Origin of the sequence: Paracidovorax wautersii (assembly GCF_031453675.1) — a bacterium.
GTDB lineage: Bacteria > Pseudomonadota > Gammaproteobacteria > Burkholderiales > Burkholderiaceae_C > Paracidovorax.
Map to the genome: position 1 here is coordinate 3,856,438 of NZ_JAVIZX010000001.1, position 25,659 is coordinate 3,882,096.

Genomic DNA, 25,659 nt, shown 5'->3' on the forward strand with positions numbered 1-25,659 from the left:
TCATGGCGGGCTTGCTGCCGCCGCGTGGCGTCGGGCCGCAGCTGCGGCCCCCGACATCACAGCCGCTCGGCCACCCACGCCTGCACGGAGGCCAGCGCCGCGGGCAGCGCAGCCGCATCGGTGCCGCCGGCCATGGCCATGTCGGGCTTGCCGCCGCCCTTGCCGCCCACCTGCTGGGCCACGAAGTTCACCAGTTCGCCGGCCTTCACCTTGGCCATCACGTCGGGCGTGACGCCGGCCGCGATCTGCACCTTGGCGCCATCGACGGCCGCCAGCACGATGGCCGCGCTCTTGAGCTTGTCCTTGAGCTTATCCATGGTGTCGCGTAGCGTCTTGGCGTCCGCGCCCTCCAGACGGGCGGCCAGCACCTTCACGCCCTGGGCCTCGACGGCCTGGGCCGCCAGTTCGTCGCCCTGGCTGGATGCCAGCTTGCCCTTCAAGGCCGCGATTTCCTTCTCCAGCGCCTTGATCTGGTCGAGCGCCTGGCCGATGCGGCCGGTCAGCTCGCCGGCCGGGGCACGCAGGGCACCTGCCGCGCGGTTCACGGTGTCTTCGAGCTGCTGCACGTAGGCCACGGCGGCCTCGCCGGTAATGGCTTCCACCCGGCGCACACCGGCCGCCACGCCGCCTTCGGCGACGATCTTGAAGAGGCCGATATCCCCCGTGCGGGTGACGTGCGTGCCGCCGCAGAGCTCACGGCTGGTGCCGATGTCCAGCACACGCACGCTGTCGCCATACTTCTCGCCGAACAGCATCATGGCGCCGGTCTTCTGGGCGGACTCGATGTCCATGACGCGCGCACCCGTCGGGGTGTTCGCCAGGATCTCCGCATTCACGCGGCGTTCGATCTCGCGGATCTGTGCGTCGGTGATGGGGGCGTTGTGGGCGAAGTCGAAGCGCGTGCGCTCGGCATTCACCAGGCTGCCCTTTTGCTGCACATGTTCGCCCAGCACCTCGCGCAGGGCCTTGTGCATCAGGTGGGTCACCGAGTGGTTGCGCATGGTGGCCGCGCGCAGCTGGGTGTTCACCTCGGCGTCCACCCCATCGCCCACCTTCAGCGCACCGCTCTCCAGCGTGCCGTGATGGCCGAACACGTCGGCCTTGATCTTGATGGTGTCGTTCACGGCGAAGTGTGCCGAGCCGGTGCTGATGACGCCCTCGTCGCCCACCTGGCCGCCGCTCTCGGCGTAGAAAGGCGTGGTGTCGAGAACGACCACGCCGTCTTCGCCCGCCTTGAGCGCATCGACGCTGGTGCCGTTGACGTACAGCGCGACGATCTTGGCCGACTCCTTCAGCTGCTCATAGCCGCTGAAACGGTTGGACGCGCCGGTGTAGTCCAGGGCGCGGTCCATCTTGAACTTGCCGGCCGCGCGGGCCTGCGCCTTCTGGCGCTCCATGGCGGCCTTGAAGCCGGCCTCGTCCACCGACACGCCACGCTCGCGGCACACGTCGGCCGACAGGTCGAGCGGGAAGCCGTAGGTGTCGTGCAGCTTGAACGCGACATCGCCGGGCAGCACCTGGGCACCGCCGGCCAGGGCCGTGTCCAGAATGTCCATGCCGTTGGCCAGCGTCTCGAAGAAGCGCTCCTCCTCGGCCTTCAGCACCTCGGTGATGCGCTGCTGCTGCTCGCGCAGCTTGGGGTACGCATCGCCCATCTGCTCGGCCAGGTCCTTGACCAGCTTGTGGAAGAACGGCGTCTTCTGGCCCAGCTTGTAGCCGTGGCGGATGGCGCGGCGCACGATGCGGCGCTGCACGTAGCCCCGGCCTTCGTTGCTGGGGATCACGCCGTCGCTGATGAGGAACGAGGTGGCGCGGATGTGATCGGCGATCACCTTGAGCGAGGGATTCGCCAGATCGGTGGTGCGGGTCTCGCGCGCGGCGGCCTTGATCAGCGCATCGAAGATGTCGATCTCGTAGTTGCTGTGCACGTGCTGCAGGATGGCGGCCAGACGCTCCAGGCCCATGCCGGTGTCCACGCAGGGCGCGGGCAGCGGCGTGACGCTGCCGTCTTCCTTCATGTCGAACTGCATGAACACGTTGTTCCAGATCTCGATGAAACGGTCGCCGTCCTCGTCGGGGCTGCCCGGAGGGCCGCCGGGAATGTGCGCGCCGTGGTCGTAGAAGATCTCCGAGCAGGGGCCGCAGGGCCCGGTGTCGGCCATCATCCAGAAGTTGTCGGACTTGTAGCGGCCGCCCTTGTTGTCGCCGATGCGGATGATGCGGCCCTCTTGCTTCACGCGCTCGGGCGTCCAGCCGGCCTTGACGAAAATCTCTTCCCAGATGCCGTACGCCTCGTCGTCTTCCTGGTAGACCGTGGCGTACAGCTTGTCGGCGGGCAGTTTGTACACCTGGGTCAACAGCTCCCAGGCCCAATTCAGCGACTCGCGCTTGAAGTAGTCGCCGAAGGACCAGTTGCCCAGCATCTCGAAGAAGGTGTGGTGGCGGGCCGTGTAGCCCACGTTCTCCAGGTCGTTGTGCTTGCCGCCGGCACGCAGGCAGGCCTGCACCGACGTGGCGCGGTTGTACGAGCGCTTGTCGGTACCCAGGAACACGTCCTTGAACTGGACCATGCCCGAGTTGGTGAACATCAGCGTGGGATCGTTGCCGGGCACGAGCGGCGACGACGGGACGATGGTGTGGCCGCGCTCGGCAAAGAACTGAAGGAACTGGGCGCGGATTTCAGAGACTTTCATCCGGGACTTTCTGGCGGCTGCGGGCGGCGCGCCGGGACCCTGGAACGGGCCCGGACGCCACCATCGGCAGCGATCGCAACAATGGAATGGGAAGACGTCGGGAAACCGTCGATTATCTCACCGTTCCGCGCCTGGCCCGCCCCCCGGCACAGTGCCCATGCTGCTGGCCCAGGCCTGCAAAAAGCGCCGGCGCTTGAGCGGATCCAGATACACCAGCAACCCCAGGCCAGGCGCCAGCAGGCGCCAGGCGCTGGCCCCTGCGGTACCGTCCGCGCCCCAGGCGGACGCCGGCGCGCCCTCCCCGGCCGCGCTGTGCGCCAGATGGGCCATGGCACGGCCATCGCGCCCGGCAGCCACGGCCTGGCGGATGGGCAGCAGGCGCGTGTCGCGTGCCAGCACGGCCTGCCCTTCCGGCGACAGCAGGTCGTCCAGGAAGCTGCGGGCCAGGTCCGCCCGCGCGGCAGCAGCGGGAATCACCGCCGCGCGCGTGGTCAGCAGCGTGTAGTCCTGCGCCACCACCATGCGCAGCGGCGAGCCCGCCGCGATGCGTGCCTGCACGTACGAGGCCGGCACGTTGTAGACCAGCGCCAGCCGCCCCGCCTCCAGTTCATCCAGCAGCGGTTCGATGTAGTCGCCCAGCCGCACGCGGTTGGCGCCCATGGCGGCCAGCAGCACGCCGGCCGTGCTGTCGTAGCGCGCGTCCTGCGTGGCCAGCAGGTAGCCCAGGCCGCTGCGGGTGGCGTCGTAGGTGCCGATGCGCCCCATCAAGGGCTGGTCCGGATCGCGCAGCAGCGCCAGCAGCTGGCCGCGCGTCTGGGGGGCACGCGCTGGCGGCAGCAGGCGCGGGTGGTAGACCATCACCACCGGGTCGGCGCCCAGGCTGAAGACTTCGTCGCGCCACTGCGCGCCCTCAGGCAGCGCCCGGGTCTGCGCGGAGCGGTGGGGCAGCACGTAGCCGTCGTTGGCCAGCAGGGTCTGCAGGTCCAGGCTGCTGCTGATGAGCAGATCGGGGTTGGCGTCGTCCGGGCCGGAGGACAGTGCGCCGCCCCGCGCGCGCCGCAGCGCGCTGGCGTGCATCACCAGGCTCTGCCGGTCGGCGTAGCGCACGGCCACGCCGGGATGGCGCCGCTGGAAGTCGCGGATGGCCGGCGCGAAGAGCACCGTGTCGGTAGAGCTGTCCACCGACAGCACGGCCTGCTGCGTACCCTGCGCCGGAAACAGCGTGACCGTGCCGCCCGGCCAGCGCGTGCTTGTGGTGCCCGCCATGGCCGCCTGCGAACGCGCGTCCGCGGGCACGGCATGCGCCGCCGGGGCAGCGGCCTGCCACCCGGCCATGGCCAGCGCGGGCCAGGCGATGTGCCGCAGCGCCGTGCGGCGCGCGATGGCGTGCACCGTGCCGGTCATGCCGCGGCCTCCTGCGCCGTGGCGCCCTCGTCCTCTGCTGCACCGGGCAGCCACAGGGCCACCGACCAGCCACCGCCAGGGCGGTTGCCGGCATCGATGCGCCCGCCGTGGCTCTGCACCACGCGCTGCACGATTGCCAGACCCAGACCGGCGCCGCCCGCCGCCGCACCGTGGCCGCGCACGAAGCGCTCGAACAGACGATCCTGCTGCCCCACCGGCACGCCCGGGCCCTGGTCGGTGACGGCCACGCGCCAGCCCGGCGCGGAGGCTTCCAGGCCGTCTGGCGACAGAGGCGCCGCGTGCACGCGCACGTCGATGGGGCCTTGCTCCGGACGGCCATGCCGCAGCGCGTTGTCGACCAGGTTCTTGAACGCCTCGCGCAGCATCAGCGCATCGCCCTGCACCCAGGCCTGCGGAGGGAAAGACTTCAGCATGTTTTTGGCCTCCAGCGCAGGTGGGTATTGCGCAAGCAGCTCCTCTTTTGAAAGCAAATCTCCCTCTTCCGCGCCCCACCACAGGCACACCTGCGGCTGCGGTTCGGCGCGCGGCACCACGTCGCGCAGGGCTTCGCGCAGCAGCGCCACCAGTTCCACCCGGCCGAAGCGCTGCAAGTGCCCCTGGTGGGCCACGCTGGCGTCGCTGAGCAGCTGATTGAGCAGCCGCCGCAGCCGGGTGGCGTTGCGCTCGACCGCCTGCAGGCTGCGGCGCTGCGCCTGGGGGTCGTCGTCGTCCAGGCCCTCCTGGGCCTGGGCGATCAGCGCGGCCAGCGGCGTACGCATTTGGTGCGCCGCCTCGGCGATGAAGGTGCGCAGCGCATCCAGGTTGACCGCCAGCCGGCCCATGAAGCCGTCGAGCGCCCGCACCACCTGCGCCAGCTCCTGCGGCACCGGGGTGGCCACGGGCCGCAGATCGGACGCCGGGCGCGCCAGCAGCTCCTGCTCCAGCCGCGCCAGCGGGCGCAGCGCCCGGTGCACGCCCAGCCACAGCAGCAGGAACACCCCTGCCATCAGCCCCACGATGCCCGCTGTGGCACGCCAGACGATGTCGGCCGCCAGCGCATCGCGCGCCAGGCGCGTCTGCCCCACCTGCACCCAGACCTGGCCCGAGCCGGCGGCCCCGGCGATGTAGCGCGGCACCACCGAAAAGCGCACCGCCTCGCCCCGGTAGGTGGCATCGAAGAAGACCGCCGCGCCGTCGCCGGCACCCGCCGCCGGGCGCTCCGGCGGCGCAGGCAAATCGCCATAGCCGGTGATGGTCTGGCCGTCCGGCCCGGCGATGCGGTAGAAGGCCCGGTCCTGCGGCGCCATGGCGAGCAGATCCAGCGCGGCGTACGGCAGGTCCACCTGCCACTGGCCCTGCACGAAACCCACGCTGTCGGCCATGGAGAGGGCCGAGGCGCGCAGCAGGTGGTCGTACGAGCGGTCGGCGGCGCGCAGGCCGTAGCTGCGGGCGGCGAAGAACAGCGCCACCGTGGCCAGCAGGAAGAGCGTGCCGATGGAAACCAGCAGCATGCGCCGCACCGACGGCAGGCTGCGCGCCGCGGGGCGCGCAGTGTGCGCCCTTGCGCCGCCGTCGGCCTTGGCTGCAGCGCTCATGGCTGCGCGGGCGGCCGGGCCGCGCCTTCTTGCGCCGGCACGTCCACCTGCACATCGGCGCGGTAGCCCACGCTACGCACCGTGGTGATGTGCAGCTGGCTCATCGCGAGCTTCTTGCGCAGCCGCCCCACGTAGACCTCGATGGCGTTCAGGCCCACGTCCTCGTCGAAGTTGAAGAGCCGGCTGGCGATGTCGTCCTTGCTGACCACGCGGCCCATGCGGCCCACCAGTACCTCCAGCAGGCTGAACTCGCGGTTGGGCAGGTCCAGGTCGTCGCCCTGCCAGCTCACCTTGCGCGCGGCGCTGTCGATGCGCAGGCCACCCACCTCCCACACGCCGGAGGCCTGGCCCTGCGGGCGGCGCAGCAGGGCGCGGCAGCGGGCGTCCAGCTCGCGGAAGTCGAAGGGCTTGTCCAGGTAGTCGTCCGCGCCCACGTCGAGCGCGTTGACGCGGTCCTCGATGTCCGCGCGGGCGGTGAGCATCAGCACGGGCGTCTTGTTGCCCTGGCGGCGCAGCTGCGCCAGCAGCGTGAGGCCATCCATGCCCGGCAGGCCGATGTCCAGCAGGAGCAGGTCGAACGGCTCATAGCCCAGCACCTCGAAGGCAGCGCGGCCGTCGGACTGCCAGTCCACCGCATGGCCCTGGCGGCGCAGGCGGCGCGTAACGGCCTCGGCCAGGTCGGGATCGTCCTCGACAAGCAGGATGCGCATGTCAGACCGGCCCCTCGCCCACCGCAGCGGGCCCGGCCACGCGAAAGCGGACCGTTGGCGTCCCCGGGCCGTTCGGCGGGCCGCCCAGCGCCATCACCCCGGCGCCGTGCACCAGGCAGCTGTCGCGGCGCAGCGCCACCACCGTGTCGCTGCCATCGAAGCGCACCCAGGTGCCGAAACTGCTCAGATCGGTGAGCACGAGGGTGCCTTGCCGCGCCTCGATGCGCGCATGCAGTCGGGAGACGCGGGGGTCGGCCAGGCACACGGCCGCGTCGGTGGAGCGGCCGATCTGCAGGGGCAACTCCGGCACCGCGAACCTCCGCACCTGGCCGGGCCAGGAAAGCTGCAATTGCAACGGCACCGCCCCCGCCGCCTCGGTCCCCAGCGATGCGAGACGGCTGGGCAGCGCGGCCTGCTGGGTGAGCGAATCCGACTCCAGGTCCTCGCGCCAGGCCACCTGAAAGAGCACCAACGGATCGGCCTTGCCGCGCATCTCCAGCGGCCCCAGGCGAATGAACTGCGTGCCGGCCACCGCCCCCACCTGCTGCAGTGCGGCGGCAGTCGCCCAGATCTCATCAGCGCCGGCCCGCTCGCACAGGCGCGCGGCCACATTGACGGCATCGCCGAAGCAGTCCCCATCCACCTCCACCAATTCGCCGCGGGCCAGGCCTACGCGGATGCTCTGGCGCAGCCCATCCGGGCGGGCGGCCATCGCATCGCGGTGGGTGCGCATGACGGCGACCATGGCCGCCACGGCGGCGGACGGGTCGGCGAAGCGGCCCAGCACGCCGTCGCCGAGCGTCTTGACGACCTGCCCGCCGTGGGTCTGCATGGATTCGCCGATCCACTGCGTGAGCGCAGTCACGGCAGCCGCCGCACGCGCGTTGCCCAGGGTGTCGAACAGGGCCGTGCTGCCGACGATGTCGGCGAACACGACGGTATGCACCGAACTCACGCGCGGCCTTTCCGCTGGGGAGGACTCAACCGGTCGGACCGCGTCAGTGGACGTGGCCCCAGTACAGCAGCGCGTCGCGTCCTTCGACCGAGAGCGACACCTGCCCGCCCACGGGCAGCAGCACCTTGGTCGGCACATGGCCGTAGGGCAGATTGGTGAGCACCGGTGCCTTGATCTGCGTGCGCAGCCAGTCGATCACGCTCTGCAGCTTGAAGCCCTTGTCGTGCGGGGACAGCTTGTAGTCGGTGAACTGGCCGAGGATCACGGCCTTCTGCCTCGCCAGCACGCCGGCGTGCAGCAGCTGCGTGAGCAGGCGTTCCACCCGGTAGGGATGTTCGTTCACGTCTTCGATGAACAGGATGCCGCCCTTCACCTCGGGCAGGTAGGGCGTGCCGACCAGGGAGCCCAGCACGGCCAGGTTGCCGCCCCACAGCGTGGCGTTCTTGATGTACACGTCGCGCACGGCGGGCTGGCCGTCGGCCCGGGGCTTTTCGGCGTTCATGCGCCAGCCGCTGCCCTCGCCATGGCCGGTGAACAGGTCGTCCAGGCAGGCCAGCATGATGTCGTCCGGCTCGCCTTCGCAGCCCAGATCGCCCACCAGCGCGGGGCCGGCCCAGGTCACGGCGCCGGTTTGGGCCAGCAGCGCGTTCTGGAAGGCGGTGAAGTCGCTCACGCCGATGAAGCGCGTGCCGCCCGCCACGGCCTTGGCGACGGCCTTGTAGCGGATGTCGCCCAGCAGCCGGGTGATGCCGTAGCCGCCGCGCGAGATCAGCGCGACATCGGCGCCGCTGGCGGCCGCGCGGTGGATGGCGGCCAGCCGCGTGGCATCGTCGCCGGCAAAGCGGGTGTGCGAGGCCAGCGCGTCCACGTCGACCTCCACCTCATGGCCCATCGCCTTCAGCCGTGCCACGCCCCGGCGGAACGCCGCCTTGTCGCGCACCGCCCCCGAGGGCGAGTAGATGTAGATGTGCTGCGGGCCGTGGTGGTGGCTGCAATGGGAATGGTCGTGGTCTGCGGACAAGAGGCGTTCAGGCCGGGCGGCCTGCTCCTAGGTGAATTAAGCGGTAGCGATCCCGAAGGCGGTTGCGGGCCGGGGCCTGCGTCAGGGGCGAAAGTATTCCACAGCCCGCTCGGCGATGGCCTGGCCCTGCTCGGGCAGGAAGCGCCCCCCCTCCGGCAGCACCCACACACGGGCGGGCACCCGTGCAGACGCTGGCGCAGCACGTCCGCAGCGTGGCGGCCAACAGCGTCGCGTTCTCCGGCAGCCAACGCACTCTTGCCGCGCCAGTCGCCCTGCCAGAAGGCCGACGAGGCCTCTTGCAGCGCGCCCATGTCCTGCCGGGCGACATCCGAGACGAGCGCACGCAGGCCTGCGCGGTAGCCGGCATCGGGAAACGGCGCGTCGTACGCCGCTGCCTCCGCAGCCGATAGCGCCGGGCCGTGCGCCGCCACCAGGGCACCGACGGCCGGAGCCTTTCGCAAGGCCACCGCGCGCAGATCCTCTTGCCAAGCGGCCGCAGCAGGGGCCGACGCCCCCGCGCCCTCCAGCGGCAGCGCCGCCGCGTCCAGCACCAGCAGGCCGCTGCAGCGTTGCGGCGCTGCCGCCGCCAGCGCCAGGGCCAGCGCCGTGCCTTCGCCATGCCCCACCAGCACCAGGCCGTGGGCATCCAGCCGCTCGATCCAGTCGAGCAATACCTGCAGGTGCCATGCGAGCCGGTGCGCGCCTTCCTTCTTGGGCTTGTCGCTGCGGCCGAAGCCGATCAGGTCCGGCGCCAGCACGCGGTCGCCCGCCGCGGTGAACACCGGCAGCATGTGGCGGTACAGGTAGCTCCAGGTGGGGCTGCCGTGCAGGCACAGCCAGGTGCGCGGCGCGTCCCGCGGGCCTTCGTCGAGGTAATGCAGCCGCAGGCCGGCCAGGGCCGGCAGGTCGCTCAGGTAATGCGGCGGCCAGGGGTAGCCCGGCAGAGCGGCCAGAGCGGCATCGGGCGTACGCAGCGCGTCGTCGCGCAGCGGGTGCGCTGCCAGGGCCTGGGCGCGCTGCTGCTGGCGGCGGGTGCGGAAGAAGGCGGCGAGCAGCGCACCGCACTCCTCGGCCAGCACCCCGCCCTGCAGCTGGGTGTGGTGGTTCAGGCGTGGCTCGGCGAATAGATCCACCACCGAGCCGGCGGCGCCGGTCTTGGCGTCGGCCGCGCCGTAGACCACGCGCGGCAGGCGGGCGTGGAGCATGGCGCCGCTGCACATGGCGCAGGGCTCCAGCGTCACGTACAGCGTGCAGCCGTCCAGCCGGTAGTTGCCCAGCCGCTGGGCGGCGGCACGCAAGGCGGCGATCTCGGCGTGGGCGGTCGGGTCGTGGCCGGCAATGGGGGCATTGCGCCCGGTGGCGATGACCTCGCCCTGGCGCACCACGACGGCGCCCACGGGCACTTCGCCGGCGTCGGCGGCCTCGCGGGCCTGCGCCAATGCCAGGCGCATCCAGTGCGCGTCGTCGTCGGCCAGAGAATGCATCGGTATCAAATTGATAGCTAGTGGCGCTTACGCATCAAGCGCTGGATGCCATTTTTACTTGGAATCTTCGTCCGGCATGGGCCGGGGCTGCTGCATCAGGCTTTCCACCTGCTGCTGGATCTGGCGCTGCACCTGCTGGCCCTGGACGCGGACGATCGCGTCGGAAGCGCCCTGTGCCGGCGCCGACGCGCCCGGAACAGCGGGCACGGTGACGCGGGTGGCATCCACCTGCTTTCTGGCCAGCACGGCCACGATCGCCAACGCGGCCAGCACGCCCGCCAAACCCCATCCCATCCGCATATGCCGTTCTCCTGTGCTTGGTGACCTGGTTCCCCTCACGCTACAAGGTGGGCGGACGGTCACGCCCCGCACTGTAGCGACAACGCGTGGTACCCGCAAAAGACAAACGGCCGCCCCGCAGGACGGCCGTTTCAAGCACCCGCTGCCGGTCAGTTCAGCGCCACGCGGGCGTTGGCGGGGTAGTGGTACAGCGTGACGGCCGGGGCCGTCAGCTCCCCCTTGGGCGTGAACGACACGTTGGCGGTCACCCCCTTGTAGTTGGTCTTGGCGATGAACGGCGTGTACTTGCGCGGGTCGACCGAGTCGGCGCGCTTCATGGCGTCCACCAGCACCATGGCCGCGTCGTAGGCGTAGGGGCTGTAGATCTGGAACTGGCCGGGGAACTTGGCGTCGTAGCGTTTCTTCCATTCGGCGCCGCCTTGCATCTTGGTGACCGAGGCACCGCCCGTGGCGCAGGTCACGTTCTTGAGCGCGGCCACCTTGCTGGCCAGCTCGGGCAGCTTCTCGGTGCACAGTGCGTCGCCGCCGAAGTACTTCACCTGGCCCAGGCCCAGCTGCTCCATCTGGCGCAGCATGGGGCCGGCCTGCGCGTCCAGGCCGCCGTAGAAGATGCCGTCGGGCTTCTTGTTCTTGAGCGAAGTGAGGATGGCCATGAAGTCCGTGGCCTTGTCGTTGGTGAACTCCTCGCCCACCACCGTCAGGCCCTTCTGCTGCGCCGTGGCCTTGAACACCTGCGCCACCCCCTGGCCGTAGGCCGTGCGGTCGTCGATGATGGCCACGGTCTTGAGCTTGAGGTGGTCGGCCGCGTAGATGGCCAGTGCCGCGCCCAGGGCGCTGTCATTGGCGATCAGGCGGAAGGCGGTCTTGTAGCCGGGCTTGGTCAGGTCGGGGTTGGTGGCCGACGCCGTGATGTGCGGCAGGTCGCACTTGTCGTAGATGGTGGATGCAGGAATCGACGTGCCCGACTGCAGGTGGCCCACCACGCCGGCCACCTTGAAGTCGCACAGCTTCTGCGCCACGGCCGTGGCCTGGCGCGGGTCGCCGGCGTCGTCTTCGGCGGCCAGCTCGAACTTGATCTTCTTGCCGCCGATCACCAGGTTCTGCGTGTTCAGCTCGTCCACCGCCATGCGCACGCCGTTCTCGGTGTCCTTGCCGATGTGGGCGATGCCGCCCGACACGGGGCCGGCGTGGCCGATCTTGACGGTCTGGACTTCCTGGGCGGAAGCGGCACCTGCGGCCAGGGCGCAGGCGATGGCGGTCAGCGCCAGGGGCGAGCGCAGGCGGGAAACGTTGGACGGCACGTTCATTCGATCTCCGGAAAATCAATCACTCACAACAGCCCAAGCCGGCTGCACAGCGGCGCCTATGCTAGCGGCACTGCGCCCCGTTTTCGTGCAAGCCAGCACCACAAAGGCGCACGCTCTGTGGATTTCTCAGCGGATTCGTCCAGCTAATGGTGCGGGTCGGGCCTCCCGGCGCCCGCCCCGCCCCCCCGCCATGGCGCGGCGCTGGGATAATCCGTGCCTTATGTCTTTGCTGCCCCACCAACTCGAACTCCTGTCCCCCGCCCGCGATGCCGACATCGGCATCGAGGCCGTGAACCACGGCGCCGACGCCGTCTACATCGGCGGGCCGGCCTTCGGAGCGCGGGCGACGGCGGGCAACGATATCCGCGACCTGGAGCGGCTCATCCGCCACGCGCACCGCTTCCACAGCCGCATCTTCATCACGCTCAACACCATCCTGCGCGACGACGAGCTGGAGGACGCCCGCCGCATGGCCTGGCAGGTGTACGAAGCCGGGGCCGACGCGCTCATCATCCAGGACATGGGCCTGCTGGAGCTGGACCTGCCCCCCATCCAGCTGCACGCCAGCACGCAGACCGACATCCGCACGCCCGAGAAGGCGCGCTTCCTGCAGGACGCCGGCCTGTCGCAGATCGTGGTCGCCCGCGAGCTGGACCTGGACCAGATCGCCGCCGTGCGGGCCGCCACCGACCCTGCCCGCACCACCATCGAATTCTTCGTGCACGGCGCGCTGTGCGTGGCCTATTCGGGCCAGTGCTATATCACCCACGCCCACACCGGCCGCAGCGCCAACCGCGGCGACTGCAACCAGGCCTGCCGCCTGCCCTACGAGGTGCTGGATGGCCAGGGCCGCATCCTGGCACACGAGAAGCACGTGCTCTCGATGAAGGACAACAACCAGAGCGACAACCTGCGTGCGCTGATCGACGCCGGCGTGCGCAGCTTCAAGATCGAGGGCCGCTACAAGGACATGGGCTACGTGAAGAACATCACGGCCCACTACCGCAAGCTGCTCGACGAGATCATCGAGGAGCGCGAGTTCACCGCGCAGCCGCTGGCGCGGTCGTCCTCGGGCCGAACCACCTTCACCTTCACGCCCGATCCCGATCAGAACTTCAACCGCGAGTTCACCGACTACTTCGTCAACGGCCGCAAGGAAGACATCGGCGCCTTCGATACGCCCAAGACGCCGGGCCGCGCCATCGGCTGGGTGACCCAGGTGGGCGAGAACTTCGTCGAGCTGGAGCTGTCGAGCCCCGAGACCGTGCTGCACAACGGCGACGGCCTGTGCTACTACGACCTGCAAAAGGAACTGGTGGGCCTGCAGATCAACCGCGCCGAGGCCGTGAACGCCCAAAAGGGCCGGTGGCGCGTGTTCCCCAAGGACCCCATCGCCGGCTTCAAGGACCTGCGCCGGGGCCTGGAAGTGAACCGCAACCGCGACATGGACTGGGTGCGCACGCTCGACAAGAAATCGAGCGACCGCCGCATCGGCCTGTGGGCGCAGCTGTCGGAGACTTCGGACGGCTTCGACCTGACGCTGACGGACGACGATGGCTTTGTGGGCAGCGCGGCCATTCAGCATGCCCACCAGCGCGCCACCGATGCCGCCCAGGCCGAGGCCACGCTGCGCGAGCAACTGGGCCGCTTCGGTGCCACGAGCTTCTCGGTACACGACATCGCGCTCAGCCTGTCGCAGCCCTGGTTCATTCCGGCGTCAGCGCTCAACCAGCTGCGCCGCGACGCCGTCGCCGCCCTGGAATCGGCACGCGCTGACGGCCTCGCGCGCCTGCCGCGCGCCACGCCGGTCGAGCCGCCAGCCCCCTTCCCCGAAGACACGCTCACCTACCTGGCCAACGTGTACAACCAGAAGTCCCACGACTTCTACATGAAGCACGGCGTGAAGGTGATCGACGCGGCCTACGAGAGCAAGGAAGAGGAAGGCGAGGTCAGCCTGATGATCACCAAGCACTGCGTGCGCTTCTCCATGAGCCTGTGCCCCAAGCAGGCCAAGGGCGTGATCGGCGTGAAGGGCACCATCAAGGCCGAGCCGCTGCAGCTCATCAACGGCAAGGAAAAGCTCACGCTGCGCTTCGACTGCAAGCCCTGCGAGATGCACGTGGTGGGCAAGATGAAGAAGTCGGTGCTGAACCAGCACGCCAAGGACATGCAGATTGCGCCGCTGCAGTTCTACCGCACGCGGCCCGCGCCCTCATCGCTCTCATAACCATAGCTGCCTGCGCTTGCTGCATAAGCACAACAGGCCGATTTGGCTTGGATTTTCAAGCCCCTTTGGCAAGGCATAAGCTCATCGCCAAAGATTCGATCCCTGGGCGAAGGCCCGGTGCCAGAATGGCCGCGACCCGCCCGCCCCGTGCGGTGCGCGGCACCCATTCACACACCGGAGACCTGCCGCATGAAGATCGAAACGCTTGCCGTCCACGCGGGCTACACGCCCGACCCCACGACCAAGGCCGTGGCCGTGCCCATCTACCAGACCGTGGCCTACGCCTTCGACAGCGCGCAGCACGGCGCCGACCTGTTCGACCTGAAGGTGGCGGGCAACATCTACACCCGCATCATGAACCCGACGAACGACGTGCTGGAAAAGCGCGTCGCGGCGCTGGAGGGCGGCATCGCCGCGCTGGCGGTGGCCTCGGGCATGGCGGCCATCACCTACGCCATCCAGACCATCGCCGAGGCGGGCGACAACATCGTGTCGGCCAGCACGCTCTATGGCGGCACCTACAACCTGTTCGCCCACACGCTGCCGCAGCAGGGCATCACCACCCGCTTCGCCGACCCGCGCGATCCGTCCAGCTTCGCCGCGTTGATCGATGAGAAGACGAAAGCCATCTTCATCGAGTCCATCGGCAACCCGCTGGGCAACGTGACCGACATCCGCGCACTGGCCGACGTCGCCCACGCGCACGGCGTGCCGCTGATCGTGGACAACACGGTGCCCAGCCCCTACCTGCTGCGCCCCATCGAACACGGCGCCGACATCGTCGTGCACTCGCTCACGAAGTACCTGGGCGGCCACGGCAACAGCGTGGGCGGCGCCATCGTGGACAGCGGCAAGTTCCCGTGGGCCCAGCACAAGGCGCGCTTTCCCCGCCTGAACGAGCCCGACGTGAGCTACCACGGCGTGGTCTACACCGAGGCGCTGGGCGAGGCCGCCTTCGTCGGCCGCGCCCGCGTGGTGCCGCTGCGCAACACCGGCGCAGCGCTCGCGCCGCAGAACGCCTTCCTGATCCTGCAGGGCATCGAGACGCTGGCGTTGCGCATGGACCGTATCTGCGACAACACGCTGGCGCTGGCGCAGTACCTGCAAAAGCATCCCAAGGTCGAGTGGGTGCGCTACGCGGGCCTGGCCGACCACCCGGACCACGCCATCGTGCAAAAGCAGCTGGGCGGGCGCGCATCGGGCATCCTGTCGTTCAGCCTGAAGAGCGACGGCGGCGAGCCGCGCGCAGCCGGGGCGCGCTTTCTCGATGCGCTGCAGCTCTTCACCCGCCTGGTCAACATCGGTGATGCGAAGTCGCTGGCCACGCACCCCGCGTCCACCACGCACCGCCAGCTCAACCCCGAAGAGCTGGCTAAGGCCGGGGTGAGCGAGGGCATGGTCCGCCTGTCCGTGGGCATCGAGCACATCGACGACCTGCAGGCCGACCTGGCGCAGGCGCTGGACGCGGTCTGACCTGGCAGGCCGCAGGGGGGCGATGTTGGGAGGATACTCAGGGGCATGAACCGCACTCATGCCCTCCTCTCCTGCCTGCTGGCCGGTCTCGTCCTGGCCGGCTGCTCCACCTCTTCGGTCAACCTGCCGCCGCGCGGTGCCGAAGCGACCGAGGTCGACGCCACCAACTTCCGCCAGGGCGAGGCCGAACGGATGCTGCGCCAGCAGATCAGCCCGCCGCTGGACGCACCGCTGCGCATCGTGGAGTTCGCCGAGCCGCGCTACCCGTCCTTCCTGCTGGCCGATAGCGCGCGCAGCCCCCGTGGGGACGTGGTGGTGTCGTTCGAACTGTTGCCCAGTGGGGCCGTGGGCGCGACCAAGGTGCTGTCGAAGACCGACGAAACCCTGAACAAGGCCGCCGTCGCCGCCATCCGCAGCTGGCGCTTTTCGCCGCCGCTGCGCGACGGCAAGCCGGCCCGGCTGTTCCTGCAGCACACCTTCCGCATCGAACCCTGAGCGGCCAGGCGCGCAAAGCCTGCCGTGCGTGCTGGCCGCCCGGCGGCGGCTTTTTCCATCGCCACGGGCGCGCCACTGCGCGCCAGCTCAGGCGTCGCGGGCCAGCCGCAGCCCGCTGAACTGCCACTGCGCCGTGGCAGGGAAGAAGTTGCGGTAGCTCGCCCGCACATGGCCTGCAGGTGTCGCGCATGAGCCGCCGCGCAGCACATACTGGTTCACCATGAACTTGCCGTTGTACTCGCCCACGGCCCCGGGCGCCGTGCGAAAGCCGGGGTACGCCGCGTAGCTGGACTGCGTCCATTCCCAAACGTCCCCGAACAGCTGCTGCAGCGCCGCGGATGGCCCCGTGGCACCGTCCAGCGCTGCGGACGGGACGGCACGCGGGTGCAGCACGCCGCCGTCGGCGAAGTGGCCGTGCTGCGGCGCAGCGCCCGTCGCCGCGGCCGCGGCCTCCCACTCCGCTTCGGTCGGCAGGCGCGCTCCGGCCCAGCGGGCATAGGCGTCGGCCTCGTAGTACGACAGATGCACCACGGGCTGGTCGGGCACCAGCGGCTGCAGGCCAGCCAGCGTGAACTCATGCCAGCCGCCGTGCCCGTCGCGCTGCCAATACATCGGCTGCTCCAGCTGCTGGCGCCGGCGCCAGTCCCAGCCCTCGGCCAGCCAGTGGGCTGGGTCCCGGTAGCCACCGGCCGTGATGAAGGCCAGGTAGTCGGCATTGGTCACCAGCCGCGACGCCATCTGGTACGGCGCCAGGTACAAGCGATGGCGCGGCGTCTCGTTGTCGAAAGCAAAGCCCGGCCCGCCGTGCCCGATCTCTTGCAGCCCGCCGCCGAAGCGGTGCCACGTCAGCGGCAAGGCTACCCGCCGTACCGCGCGCTCCTGTCCCTGTTGGCGCAGTGCGGCCGGCCCGTCCGCCTCGTGGTAGGCAGGCCAGAGCGGATTGCACGACAGCAGGTGCTTGACGTCGGTGACGATCAGTTCCTGGTGCTGCTGCTCATGCTGCAGGCCCAGTTCGACCAGGGCAGCCAGCTCGGCATCGTCGGCACGCGCGCGCAGCAGCTGCTGCATCCGCGCATCCACATGCGAGCGGTAGGCCAGCACATGGGGCAGTGCCGGGCGCGTCAGCAGCCCGCGCTGCGGCCGCGGGTGCTGTTCGCCCACGCCGTTGTAGTACGAGTTGAACAGCACGCGGAAAGCCGGATGGAACGGGGTGAAGTCGGCGGCATACCGCTCCAGCAAAAAGGTCTCGAAGAACCAGGTGGTGTGCGCCAGGTGCCATTTGACCGGGCTGGCGTCGGGCATGGACTGCGCGCAGCAATCCTCGTCCGACAACGGCTGCGCCAGAGCGACGGTCTGCTGCCGCACCTGGGCAAAACGCCGCTCCAGCAGCGTCTGCCGCCCCGGCAGCGGCGGGTACGGAGAAGGGACGGCAGAGGCTTCACGCGTGGCGATGGCAGACATCACCGTCTCCTCAGGTGCGGGCATGCACCATGGCATACCAACCGCGCTCGTCCGTCCACGCCTGCGGCTGCGAGAAGCCGGCCTGCGCCAGCATCTTGGAAAACACGGGCACGGTGTACTTGTAGCTGTTCTCCGTGTGGATGCGCTCGCCCGCAGCGAAGTCGCGCCCGCCACCGGCCCAGCGCACACGCTGCGGCGTCCGGGCTTCGAGGTGCATCTCGATGCGCGACGTCGCCGTGTTGAAGAACGCGCGGTGCTGCCACTGCTGCGGGTCGAAGTCGGCCTGGATGAGCCGGTTCACATGGGACAGGATGTTGCGGTTGAATGCCGCCGTCACGCCAGCCGCATCGTCGTAGGCGGCCTCCAGCACGGCCGTGTCCTTCGGCAGGTCGATGCCAATGAGCAGTCCGCCGTTGGCGCCCGCCAGCTCCCGCATGTGCGTCAGCAGCTCAACGGCCTGTGGCGGATCAAAATTGCCGATCGACGAGCCGGGGTAGAACACGAGCCGATGGGTCTGCGGCAGATCAGCCGGCAACTGCACGCCGCGCGTGATGTCGCCACCGACGGCCCGCGCATCCAGACCGGGCAGATCGGCGCGCAGGCGGGCCACGCCGTCCTGCAGATAGTCCGCCGAAATATCGATCCCGATGAAGTAGAACGGCTGGAGCAGCCTGCAGAGCCCACGCGCCTTTTCGCAGCTGCCGGCGCCCAGTTCGATGACCACGCCCCCCTTGCCGATGGCCCGGGCGATGTCCGGGCCGTGCCCGACCATCAAGGCGTGCTCGGTGCGCGTGGGGTAGTACTCCGGAACCTCCGTAATCTGGGTGAAGAGCTCGGACCCCTTCTGGTCGTAAAAATATTTGGGAGAGATGCCCGGCACCTCCCGCAGCAGCCCGTCGATGATGTCCTGGTAGGCATGTCGGCCCCGCGCGCGGGCATCGCCCCTCTGCTTCGGAGCGGCAGAAAGAGCCGCAGGCGTTCGCCGGTCAAACCAGGCGGTCCGGGGGAACAAGGAGGCGCGGGGCGAAGGAAGGGCTGTAGGCATAGGCTCATAGCCTAGGGTGGTACCGCCCCGCCTGGCGCAAGCCGGCATGGCGAGGCGCGGTAGGACGGTGGCGCGTACCGACAAAGCGCCCTTGCGCACGAGCGCCATTCGTGATGGGGCCTCCATGGCCGACGGGCATGCCTGCGGCCAACCTCATCAGGGTGCACCCGCACCACAATGCCCGGCGCAGCGCAGGCCCAACGGCCAGCGATGTGCAGCGTGCATGGAACTGCTGCACACTCGCGCCGCTCCAGGTTGTGGCGGCTGCGGCGACTGCCCATCCCCGGCGCCGCCTGGTCCGATATCCCACTTTTGCTTTTACCGCCATGGATTCACTGACCCAGATCGCCCTCGGTTCCGCCGTCACCCTGGCCGCCATGGGCCGGCGCACCGCCGCCTGGAAAGCCGTGTTATGGGGCGCCATCGCCGGCACGCTGCCCGACCTGGACGCGTTCATCGACCACGGCAACGCCATCGCCAACATGGTGCGGCACCGCGGCGAGAGCCACGCGCTGCTCTACCTCACGCTACTGTCCGTGCCGCTCGGCGGATTGGTAGCACGGCTGCACGGGGAGACGCAGCAGTGGCGGCGCTGGTGCTTCGCCTTGTGGCTGGCCCTCATCACGCACCCGCTGCTGGACTGGATGACGGTCTATGGCACGCAACTGCTGCTCCCGTTCACCGACTACCCGTTCGGCGTGGGCAGCATCTTCATCATCGACCCGCTGTACACCGTGCCCCTGCTGGTGGGTGTCACCGCCGCCCTGCTCCTGCACGACCGGAGGGGCTTGCACTGGAACGGGTGGGGCCTGGTCTGCAGCAGCCTCTACCTGGCCTGGAGCGTGGCAGCGCAGCATTACGTGACCGGGGTGGCGATGGCCTCGCTGCACGCCCAGGGCGTGCGGGCCGAGCGCGTTCTCGTCACGCCTTCCCCCTTCAACACCCTGCTGTGGCGGGTGGTCGCCGTCACCCCCACCCAGTACCTCGAAGGCTTCTATGCGCTGGCGGACGGCGATCGGCCGATGCGGTGGAGCCGGCACGAACGCGGCGCCGACCTGCTGGCCCGCTACCGGAGCCAGGTGCATGTGCAACGTCTGCAACGCTTCAGCCACGGGTTCATGCGCATGGAACAGGACGCACGCGGCCATGTCTTCGCGACCGACCTGCGCATGGGCCAGGAGCCGCATTACTTCTTCCACTTCGATCTGGGGCCGGCGGATGACTTGCAGGGCAGCGGCGGCCCCGTCACGCAGCACGGTACGCGTCCTGACATCGCCGCGGCCCTCCCGGCCTTGTGGCACCGCATGTGGGGCCGTGACGGAGGCGAAGGGGCTTACGGCGCAGACGCATCGGGCCGCCCCTGATCCTTCGCCCGTCCGGCCTCCTCGCTCACGCGTCCCCAACGAAAAAGGCCGGCGCATGCGCCGGCCTTCCCGCCATGAAGGAAACGGACCGTTTTAGAAGCGGTAGCCCACGCCCACGCCCACCAGCAGCGGGTCCACTTTGAACGTGCCCACCTTGGTGCCGGCCGAGCGCACGTCGGTCTTGATGTAGACCTTCTTCACGTCGAAGTTGAGGGACCAGTTCTTGTCCAGGGCGTAGTCGAAGCCGATCTGGAGCGCGCCGCCAAAGCTGTTCTTCTTGACGGAAGGCTGGAGGGCCGCGTCCACGGCGGGGTCGAAGCGCACGCTGGAGAAGCGGGTGTAGTTCACGCCAGCGCCCACGTAGGGCTTGAACGCGCCGAAGTTGGTGAAGTGGTATTGCGCCGTCAGCGTGGGCGGCAGGTGCTTGAGCGAACCGATCTTGCCCAGATTGCCCAGAGCGCCGTTGGAGCGCAGGTCGTGCTTTTGCGGGTACGTCAGGATCAGCTCGGCAGCGAAGTTGGGCGAGAAGAAGTAGCTGATGTCGAACTCGGGGAACGTTTTGTCGTTGATCGACAGACCCAGGTTGGGGTTGGTGGAGCCCCCGTTGTCGCTGTCCAGGTGCAGGGCACGCACCCGCACTTGCCATGGGCCAACGTCGGCCTGCTGCGCGAAGGCAGCACCAGAGGTCATTGCGCACAGGACGGCCACGGCCAGCAGATTCTTTTTCATAGGAACTCGATGCGGTTGAACGGGGACGACCCCCGTGCAACGTATTGGGCCTACAAAGCGTAGGGACTGCCTTGCCGCAGATCAAACGCTTCGCCGATGCCGCAGCGTCGCCCGCAGACGTTGCGCCCGTGCATCGGGCGGCCTGTGCAGCCGGTCAGGAGGCGTGGGGCGCAGCACCGCTGCGGCCGCGCAGCCGCTGCACCAGCGTGACGCCCATCAACACCACCGCACCCGCCACGATGCCGACCAGGGCGTTCAGCGCGCTGGAAGCCAGCACGCTCCAGAGGCCCGCCGCGGGGCCACGGGCGGCCGCCGCGGCCAGGCCCTCCACGGCGTGCGCCAACACGGGCACGCCATGCACCAGGATGCCGCCGCCGACGAGGAACATGGCCGCGGTGCCGGCCACCGACAGGCCCTTCATCAGCCAGGGCGCCGCGGCGACGATGCCGCGCCCCAGGGCCTGCGCCGCGCTGGCGTTCTTGCGGCTGAGCCACAGGCCCAGGTCGTCGAGCTTGACGATGCCGGCGACGAAGCCGTACACGCCCACCGTCATCAGCACGGCGATGCCCGCCAGCACGGCCACCTGCTGGCCGAACGGCGCGTCGGCCACAGTGCCCAGCGTGATGGCGATGATCTCGGCCGACAGGATGAAGTCGGTGCGCACGGCGCCCTTCACCTTGTCCTTCTCGAAGGCCGCCATGTCCACCGCCGGATGGGCGTTCGCCTGCGCGTGTGCCTCGCGGGCGGCGTCCTCGCGCGGCGCGTCGTGGCGGTGCAGGAACTTGTGGGCCAGCTTCTCGAACCCTTCGAAGCACAGGAAGGCACCGCCCACCATGAGGAGCGGCGTCACCGCCCACGGCAGGAAGGCGCTGATCAGCAGTGCCGCCGGCACCAGGATCGCCTTGTTGACCAGCGAACCCTTGGCCACCGCCCAGACCACGGGCAGCTCCCGCTCGGCGCGCACGCCCGTGACCTGCTGCGCGTTGAGCGCGAGGTCATCGCCCAGCACGCCGGCCGTCTTCTGCGCGGCGACCTTGGTCATGGCGGAGACGTCGTCGGCCATGGCGGCGCTCTTCTTGGCGGCCACCTTGGTCATGAGGGCCACATCGTCGAGGACGGTGGCGATATCGTCGAGCAGGGTGAGCAGACTGGCACCGGCCATGGGAGCGCTCCGGGAGGATGGATCGGAAGCGCATTATCAATAAAAATGCTCTCAGCGCTTGTCAGACAAGCGCTGAGAGCTATGCTTTTGATAGTGCGCCGATGCGGTGCGCGGTCAGCCCACCCACTTGCGCGCGTTGCGCCAGATGCGCATCCACGCGCTGAACTGGTCAGCGTCGCCGCTGGTCCAGCTCATCTGGATGTTGCGGAACACGCGCTCGGGGTGCGGCATCATGGCCGTGAAGCGGCCGTCCGCCGTGGTCACCGCCGTCAGGCCGCCCGCGCTGCCGTTCGGGTTGAACGGGTACTGCTCGGTGGCTGCGCCGTGGTTGTCCACGTAACGCATCGCCGCAATCGCCTGCGCCGCATTGCCGCGGCGGCTGAAGTTGGCGTAGCCCTCGCCATGTGCCACCGCGATCGGCAGCCGGCTGCCGGCCATGCCGGCAAAGAACAGGCTGGGTGACTCCAACACCTCCACCAGCGACAGGCGGGCCTCGAAGCGCTCGCTCTGGTTGGTGGTGAAGCGCGGCCAGGCTTCGGCGCCGGGAATGATGTCGGCCAGCTCGGCGAACATCTGGCAGCCGTTGCACACGCCCAGGCCGAACGTGTCGGTGCGGCCGAAGAAGCCCTTGAACTGGTCCGCCAGTACCGGGTTGAAGGTGATGGAACGCGCCCAGCCGATGCCGGCACCCAGCGTGTCGCCGTAGCTGAAGCCGCCGCAGGCGACCACGCCCTTGAAGTCGGCCAGATTCGCGCGGCCGGTCTGCAGGTCGGTCATGTGCACGTCGTACGCCTCGAAGCCTGCCTCGGTGAAGGCGTAGGCCATCTCGATGTGCGAGTTCACGCCCTGCTCGCGCAGGATGGCGACCTTCGGCTTGGCGAGGTTCAGGAACGGTGCGGCCACGTTCTCGGTCGGGTCGAACGTCAGGGCGACGTGCAGGCCCGGGTCGGTCGGCTCGCCGGCAGCGGCGTGCTCGGCATCGGCGCAGGCGGGGTTGTCGCGCTGCTGGCAGATCTTCCAGCTCACGGCGTCCCACACCTGGTGCAGGTCGGACAGCGTGGCGCTGAACACGCTCTTGGCATCGCGCCACACCTGCAGCTCGCCCTTGCCCACGTCCATGCTGGACGACTGCGGGCGCGTCTTGCCGACGAAGTGGCTCCACTTACTCAGGCCGTGCTCGCGCAGCGTCTGCATCACGTCATTGCGGTCGGCCGTGCGCACCTGCAGCACCACGCCCAGCTCTTCGTTGAACAGTGCCTTCAGCGTGAGTTCTTCGCGGCGCGCGCTCACCTGCTGGGCCCAGTTCTTGGCGTCGCCGGTTTCCATGCGGCTGTCGCTGATGCCGTCGCCTTCGGTGACCAGCATGTCCACGTTCAGTGCCACGCCCACGTGGCCGGCGAAGGCCATCTCGGCCGCTGCGGCCAGCAGGCCACCGTCGCTGCGGTCGTGGTAGGCCAGGATCTGGCCCTTGGCACGCAGCGCGTTCACGGCGTTGACCAGGTTCACCAGGTCCTGCGCGTCGTCGAGATCGGGCGCTACGTCACCGGCCTGGCCCAGCACCTGGCCCAGGATGGAGCCGCCCATGCGGCACTGGCCCTTGCCCAGGTCGACCAGCACCAGTGTGGTGTCTTCTTCCGTGGCGTCGAGCTGCGGCGTGAGCGTGCCGCGCACGTCGGGCAGCGTGGCGAAGGCGCTCACGATCAGGCTCACGGGCGAGGTCACCTTCTTGGCCGCGCCGGACTCGTCCTTCCACTGCGTGCGCATGGACAGCGAATCCTTGCCCACGGGGATGCTGATGCCCAAAGCGGGGCACAGCTCCATGCCCACGGCCTTCACCGTGGCATACAGATCGGCGTCTTCACCGGCTTCGCCGCAGGCGGCCATCCAGTTGGCGGACAGCTTCACGCGCGGCAGCTCGATAGGCGCGGCCAGCAGGTTGGTGATGGCCTCGGCCACGGCCATGCGGCCGGATGCGGGCGCGTCGATGGCAGCCAGCGGCGTGCGCTCGCCCATGCTCATCGCCTCGCCGGCAAAGCCTTTGTAATCGGCCAGCGTGACGGCGCAATCCGCCACCGGCACCTGCCAGGGGCCGACCATCTGGTCGCGGTGGCTCAGGCCGCCCACCGTGCGGTCGCCGATGGTGATCAGGAAGCGCTTGGACGCCACCGTGGGGTGCGCCAGCACGTCGATCACGGCCTTTTGCAGCGGCACGCCGGTCAGGTCGATGGGCGCCAGTTCCCGCTTCACCGTGGTCACGTCGCGGTGCATCTTGGGCGGCTTGCCCAGCAGCACTTCCATGGGCATGTCCACGGGCAGCTTCTGGTCTCCGGACGCAACGGCGGTGTCTTCCAGCACCAGCTGGCGCTCGCCCGTGGCTGTGCCGATCACGGCAAACGGGCAGCGCTCGCGCTCGCAGAACGCGCGGAACTGTTCCAGCGATTCCGGAGCGATGGCCAGCACGTAGCGTTCCTGGCTCTCGTTGGACCAGATTTCTTTCGGAGCCATGCCCGACTCTTCGAGCTGCACGGCGCGCAGGTCGAAGCGCGCGCCACGGCCCGCATCGTTGGTCAGCTCGGGGAAGGCGTTGGACAGACCGCCCGCGCCCACGTCGTGGATCGCCAGGATGGGGTTGGCCGCGCCTTGTGCCCAGCAGTGGTTGATGACTTCTTGCGCGCGGCGCTCGATCTCCGGATTGCCGCGCTGCACGGAGTCGAAGTCCAGCTCGGCCGCGTTGGCGCCCGTGGCCATCGAACTGGCCGCGCTGCCGCCCATGCCGATGCGCATGCCGGGGCCGCCCAGCTGGATCAGCAGCGAGCCGGCCGGGAACTCGATCTTCTGCGTGAGGCCGGAATCGATCACGCCCACGCCGCCCGCGATCATGATGGGCTTGTGGTAGCCGCGATCGATGCCGCCCACGGTCTGCTCGTATTCGCGGAAGTAGCCCAGCAGATTGGGACGGCCGAATTCGTTGTTGAACGCGGCGCCGCCCAGCGGGCCCTCGACCATGATCTGCAGCGGGCTGGCGATGTGCTCGGGCTTGCCGAACTCACCGCCCCACAGCTTGGACACGGTGAAGCCCGTCAGGCCGGCCTTGGGCTTGGAGCCCCGGCCCGTGGCGCCCTCGTCGCGGATTTCTCCGCCCGCGCCGGTCGATGCACCGGGGAAGGGCGAGATCGCCGTCGGGTGGTTGTGCGTTTCCACCTTCATCAGGATGTGGTTGGTCGCACTACTCTTTTCATAGCTGGAAGCGCTTGCTACACCTGCGCTGGAGGCCATTTTGGCCACAAAACGCTCCACCGGCACGCCTTCCATGATGGAGGCGTTGTCCGAGTACGCCACCACCGTGTGCTGGGGCGCCAGCTGGTGCGTATTGCGGATCATGGCGAACAGGCTCTTGTCCTGCTTTTCGCCGTCAATGGTGAACTGCGCGTTGAAGATCTTGTGGCGGCAGTGCTCGCTGTTGGCCTGCGCGAACATCATCAGTTCCACATCGGTCGGGTTGCGCTTCAGGGCCGTGAAGGCGTTGACCAGGTAGTCGATCTCGTCTTCCGCCAGCGCCAGGCCCCAGCGGGTGTTGGACGCCACCAGCGCCGCGCGGCCGCCGCCCAGCACATCGACGAACTCCATCGGCGCGGCCGGCAGCTCGGTGAACAGGCCGGACGCATCGGCGCGGCTCCACACCACCGATTCGGTCATGCGGTCATGCAGCAGCGCGGCGACCTGCTGGCGCTGCGCCTCGGTCAGCTCCGGCGCGCCCCCCAGCAGGCCGGCCTTGAGCGCCACACGGTACTCGGTGATGCGCTCCACGCGGCGGATGTCCAGGCCGCAGTTGCGGGCGATGTCCGTCGCCTTGGAGGCCCAGGGCGACACCGTGCCGATGCGCGGCGTGACGATGATGGCGGGGCCGTCGACCGGGCCGGTATAGGCATCGCCGTAGGTGAGCAGCGCCGACAGGCGCTCGCGCTCGGCGGGCGTGGGTTCGGCATCGGTCGCCACCACATGCACGAAGCGCGCTGCAATGCCGGTGATCTTGGGGTGGATGGCCTCGAGGGCGGGCTGCAGTTGCTGGGCGCGGAAGGAGCTGAGGGCATTGCCGCCCTCCAGCTGGGTCAAGTGCAAGGTCACGGTAGCGGCCTGTGTGGTGGGGAAACGGGGCGATGAAGAGCGCCATGCCGGGCGGCCGCTGAATGGGGCCGCGGCGTGCGGGGCGCCGGTATCTTTGGAAACCCTGCAT

At 69.3% G+C, this 25,659-nt stretch carries 18 protein-coding genes; 4 read left to right on the forward strand and 14 right to left on the reverse strand.

Going from position 1 to position 25,659, the window contains the following annotated elements:
* Positions 1–56 precede the first annotated feature (56 nt).
* The 9 genes from alaS to QE399_RS17395 form a co-directional block, all read right to left on the reverse strand.
* Positions 57–2,693: an alanine--tRNA ligase gene (alaS, locus tag QE399_RS17355; RefSeq protein ID WP_309830675.1), complete on the reverse strand. Its 2,637-nt coding sequence runs from the start codon at positions 2,691–2,693 to the stop codon at positions 57–59.
* Between the two features lie 117 nt (positions 2,694–2,810).
* Positions 2,811–4,097: an ABC transporter substrate-binding protein gene (locus QE399_RS17360; protein ID WP_309830676.1), complete on the reverse strand. Its 1,287-nt coding sequence runs from the start codon at positions 4,095–4,097 to the stop codon at positions 2,811–2,813.
* Positions 4,094–5,692, reverse strand: a complete 1,599-nt coding sequence (locus QE399_RS17365) for a sensor histidine kinase N-terminal domain-containing protein (RefSeq protein ID WP_309830678.1) — start codon at positions 5,690–5,692, stop codon at positions 4,094–4,096. Before QE399_RS17365 ends, QE399_RS17360 begins: the two co-directional genes overlap by 4 nt.
* On the reverse strand, positions 5,689–6,402 hold the full coding sequence (locus tag QE399_RS17370; RefSeq protein ID WP_309830680.1) for a response regulator transcription factor: 714 nt from the start codon (positions 6,400–6,402) through the stop codon (positions 5,689–5,691). The genes QE399_RS17365 and QE399_RS17370 overlap by 4 nt, the downstream gene beginning before the upstream one ends.
* Position 6,403: 1 nt before the next feature.
* Positions 6,404–7,357: an adenylate/guanylate cyclase domain-containing protein gene (locus tag QE399_RS17375; protein WP_309830682.1), complete on the reverse strand. Its 954-nt coding sequence runs from the start codon at positions 7,355–7,357 to the stop codon at positions 6,404–6,406.
* A 43-nt stretch (positions 7,358–7,400) separates the two neighbouring features.
* A complete protein-coding gene (locus QE399_RS17380) occupies positions 7,401–8,324 on the reverse strand; it encodes an LD-carboxypeptidase (RefSeq protein WP_309832163.1) in 924 nt (307 codons plus the stop codon).
* Entirely contained in the window at positions 8,255–9,862 is a 1,608-nt protein-coding gene (gene tadA / locus QE399_RS17385; protein ID WP_309830684.1) for a tRNA adenosine(34) deaminase TadA, read from the reverse strand. The genes QE399_RS17380 and tadA overlap by 70 nt, the downstream gene beginning before the upstream one ends.
* A gap of 54 nt (positions 9,863–9,916) precedes the next feature.
* Entirely contained in the window at positions 9,917–10,162 is a 246-nt protein-coding gene (locus tag QE399_RS17390; RefSeq protein ID WP_309830686.1) for a hypothetical protein, read from the reverse strand.
* Between the two features lie 149 nt (positions 10,163–10,311).
* Positions 10,312–11,469 (reverse strand): branched-chain amino acid ABC transporter substrate-binding protein, encoded by a 1,158-nt coding sequence (locus QE399_RS17395; RefSeq protein WP_309830688.1) that lies wholly within the window; start codon positions 11,467–11,469, stop codon positions 10,312–10,314.
* A gap of 220 nt (positions 11,470–11,689) precedes the next feature.
* Between QE399_RS17395 and QE399_RS17400 the strand changes: the two genes are divergently transcribed.
* The 3 genes from QE399_RS17400 to QE399_RS17410 all read left to right on the forward strand — a co-directional run bounded on the left by QE399_RS17400 (position 11,690) and on the right by QE399_RS17410 (position 15,664).
* Complete coding sequence (locus QE399_RS17400; protein WP_309830690.1) at positions 11,690–13,696, forward strand: peptidase U32 family protein; 2,007 nt, start codon at positions 11,690–11,692, stop codon at positions 13,694–13,696.
* 189 nt (positions 13,697–13,885) lie between these two features.
* Positions 13,886–15,169, forward strand: a complete 1,284-nt coding sequence (locus tag QE399_RS17405) for an O-acetylhomoserine aminocarboxypropyltransferase/cysteine synthase family protein (RefSeq protein WP_309830692.1) — start codon at positions 13,886–13,888, stop codon at positions 15,167–15,169.
* 45 nt (positions 15,170–15,214) lie between these two features.
* A complete protein-coding gene (locus QE399_RS17410) occupies positions 15,215–15,664 on the forward strand; it encodes a TonB family protein (protein WP_309830694.1) in 450 nt (149 codons plus the stop codon).
* 87 nt (positions 15,665–15,751) lie between these two features.
* Here the strand turns inward: QE399_RS17410 and egtB are convergent, their stop codons facing one another.
* Positions 15,752–17,125 carry an ergothioneine biosynthesis protein EgtB gene (gene egtB, locus QE399_RS17415; protein WP_309830696.1) on the reverse strand — a complete coding sequence of 458 codons (1,374 nt, stop codon included), beginning with the start codon at positions 17,123–17,125 and terminating at the stop codon, positions 15,752–15,754.
* A gap of 10 nt (positions 17,126–17,135) precedes the next feature.
* Positions 17,136–18,029, reverse strand: a complete 894-nt coding sequence (gene egtD / locus QE399_RS17420; protein WP_309832165.1) for an L-histidine N(alpha)-methyltransferase — start codon at positions 18,027–18,029, stop codon at positions 17,136–17,138.
* 467 nt (positions 18,030–18,496) lie between these two features.
* Between egtD and QE399_RS17425 the strand changes: the two genes are divergently transcribed.
* Positions 18,497–19,534, forward strand: coding sequence for a metal-dependent hydrolase (locus QE399_RS17425; protein ID WP_309830698.1), 1,038 nt, complete (start codon positions 18,497–18,499; stop codon positions 19,532–19,534).
* A 93-nt stretch (positions 19,535–19,627) separates the two neighbouring features.
* Here the strand turns inward: QE399_RS17425 and QE399_RS17430 are convergent, their stop codons facing one another.
* The 3 genes from QE399_RS17430 to purL form a co-directional block, all read right to left on the reverse strand.
* Positions 19,628–20,263 carry an OmpW/AlkL family protein gene (locus tag QE399_RS17430; protein ID WP_309830700.1) on the reverse strand — a complete coding sequence of 212 codons (636 nt, stop codon included), beginning with the start codon at positions 20,261–20,263 and terminating at the stop codon, positions 19,628–19,630.
* 154 nt (positions 20,264–20,417) lie between these two features.
* Complete coding sequence (locus QE399_RS17435) at positions 20,418–21,425, reverse strand: DUF808 domain-containing protein (protein WP_309830702.1); 1,008 nt, start codon at positions 21,423–21,425, stop codon at positions 20,418–20,420.
* A 114-nt stretch (positions 21,426–21,539) separates the two neighbouring features.
* Positions 21,540–25,550: a phosphoribosylformylglycinamidine synthase gene (gene purL / locus QE399_RS17440; protein WP_309830705.1), complete on the reverse strand. Its 4,011-nt coding sequence runs from the start codon at positions 25,548–25,550 to the stop codon at positions 21,540–21,542.
* Between the last annotated feature and the right edge of the window lie 109 nt (positions 25,551–25,659).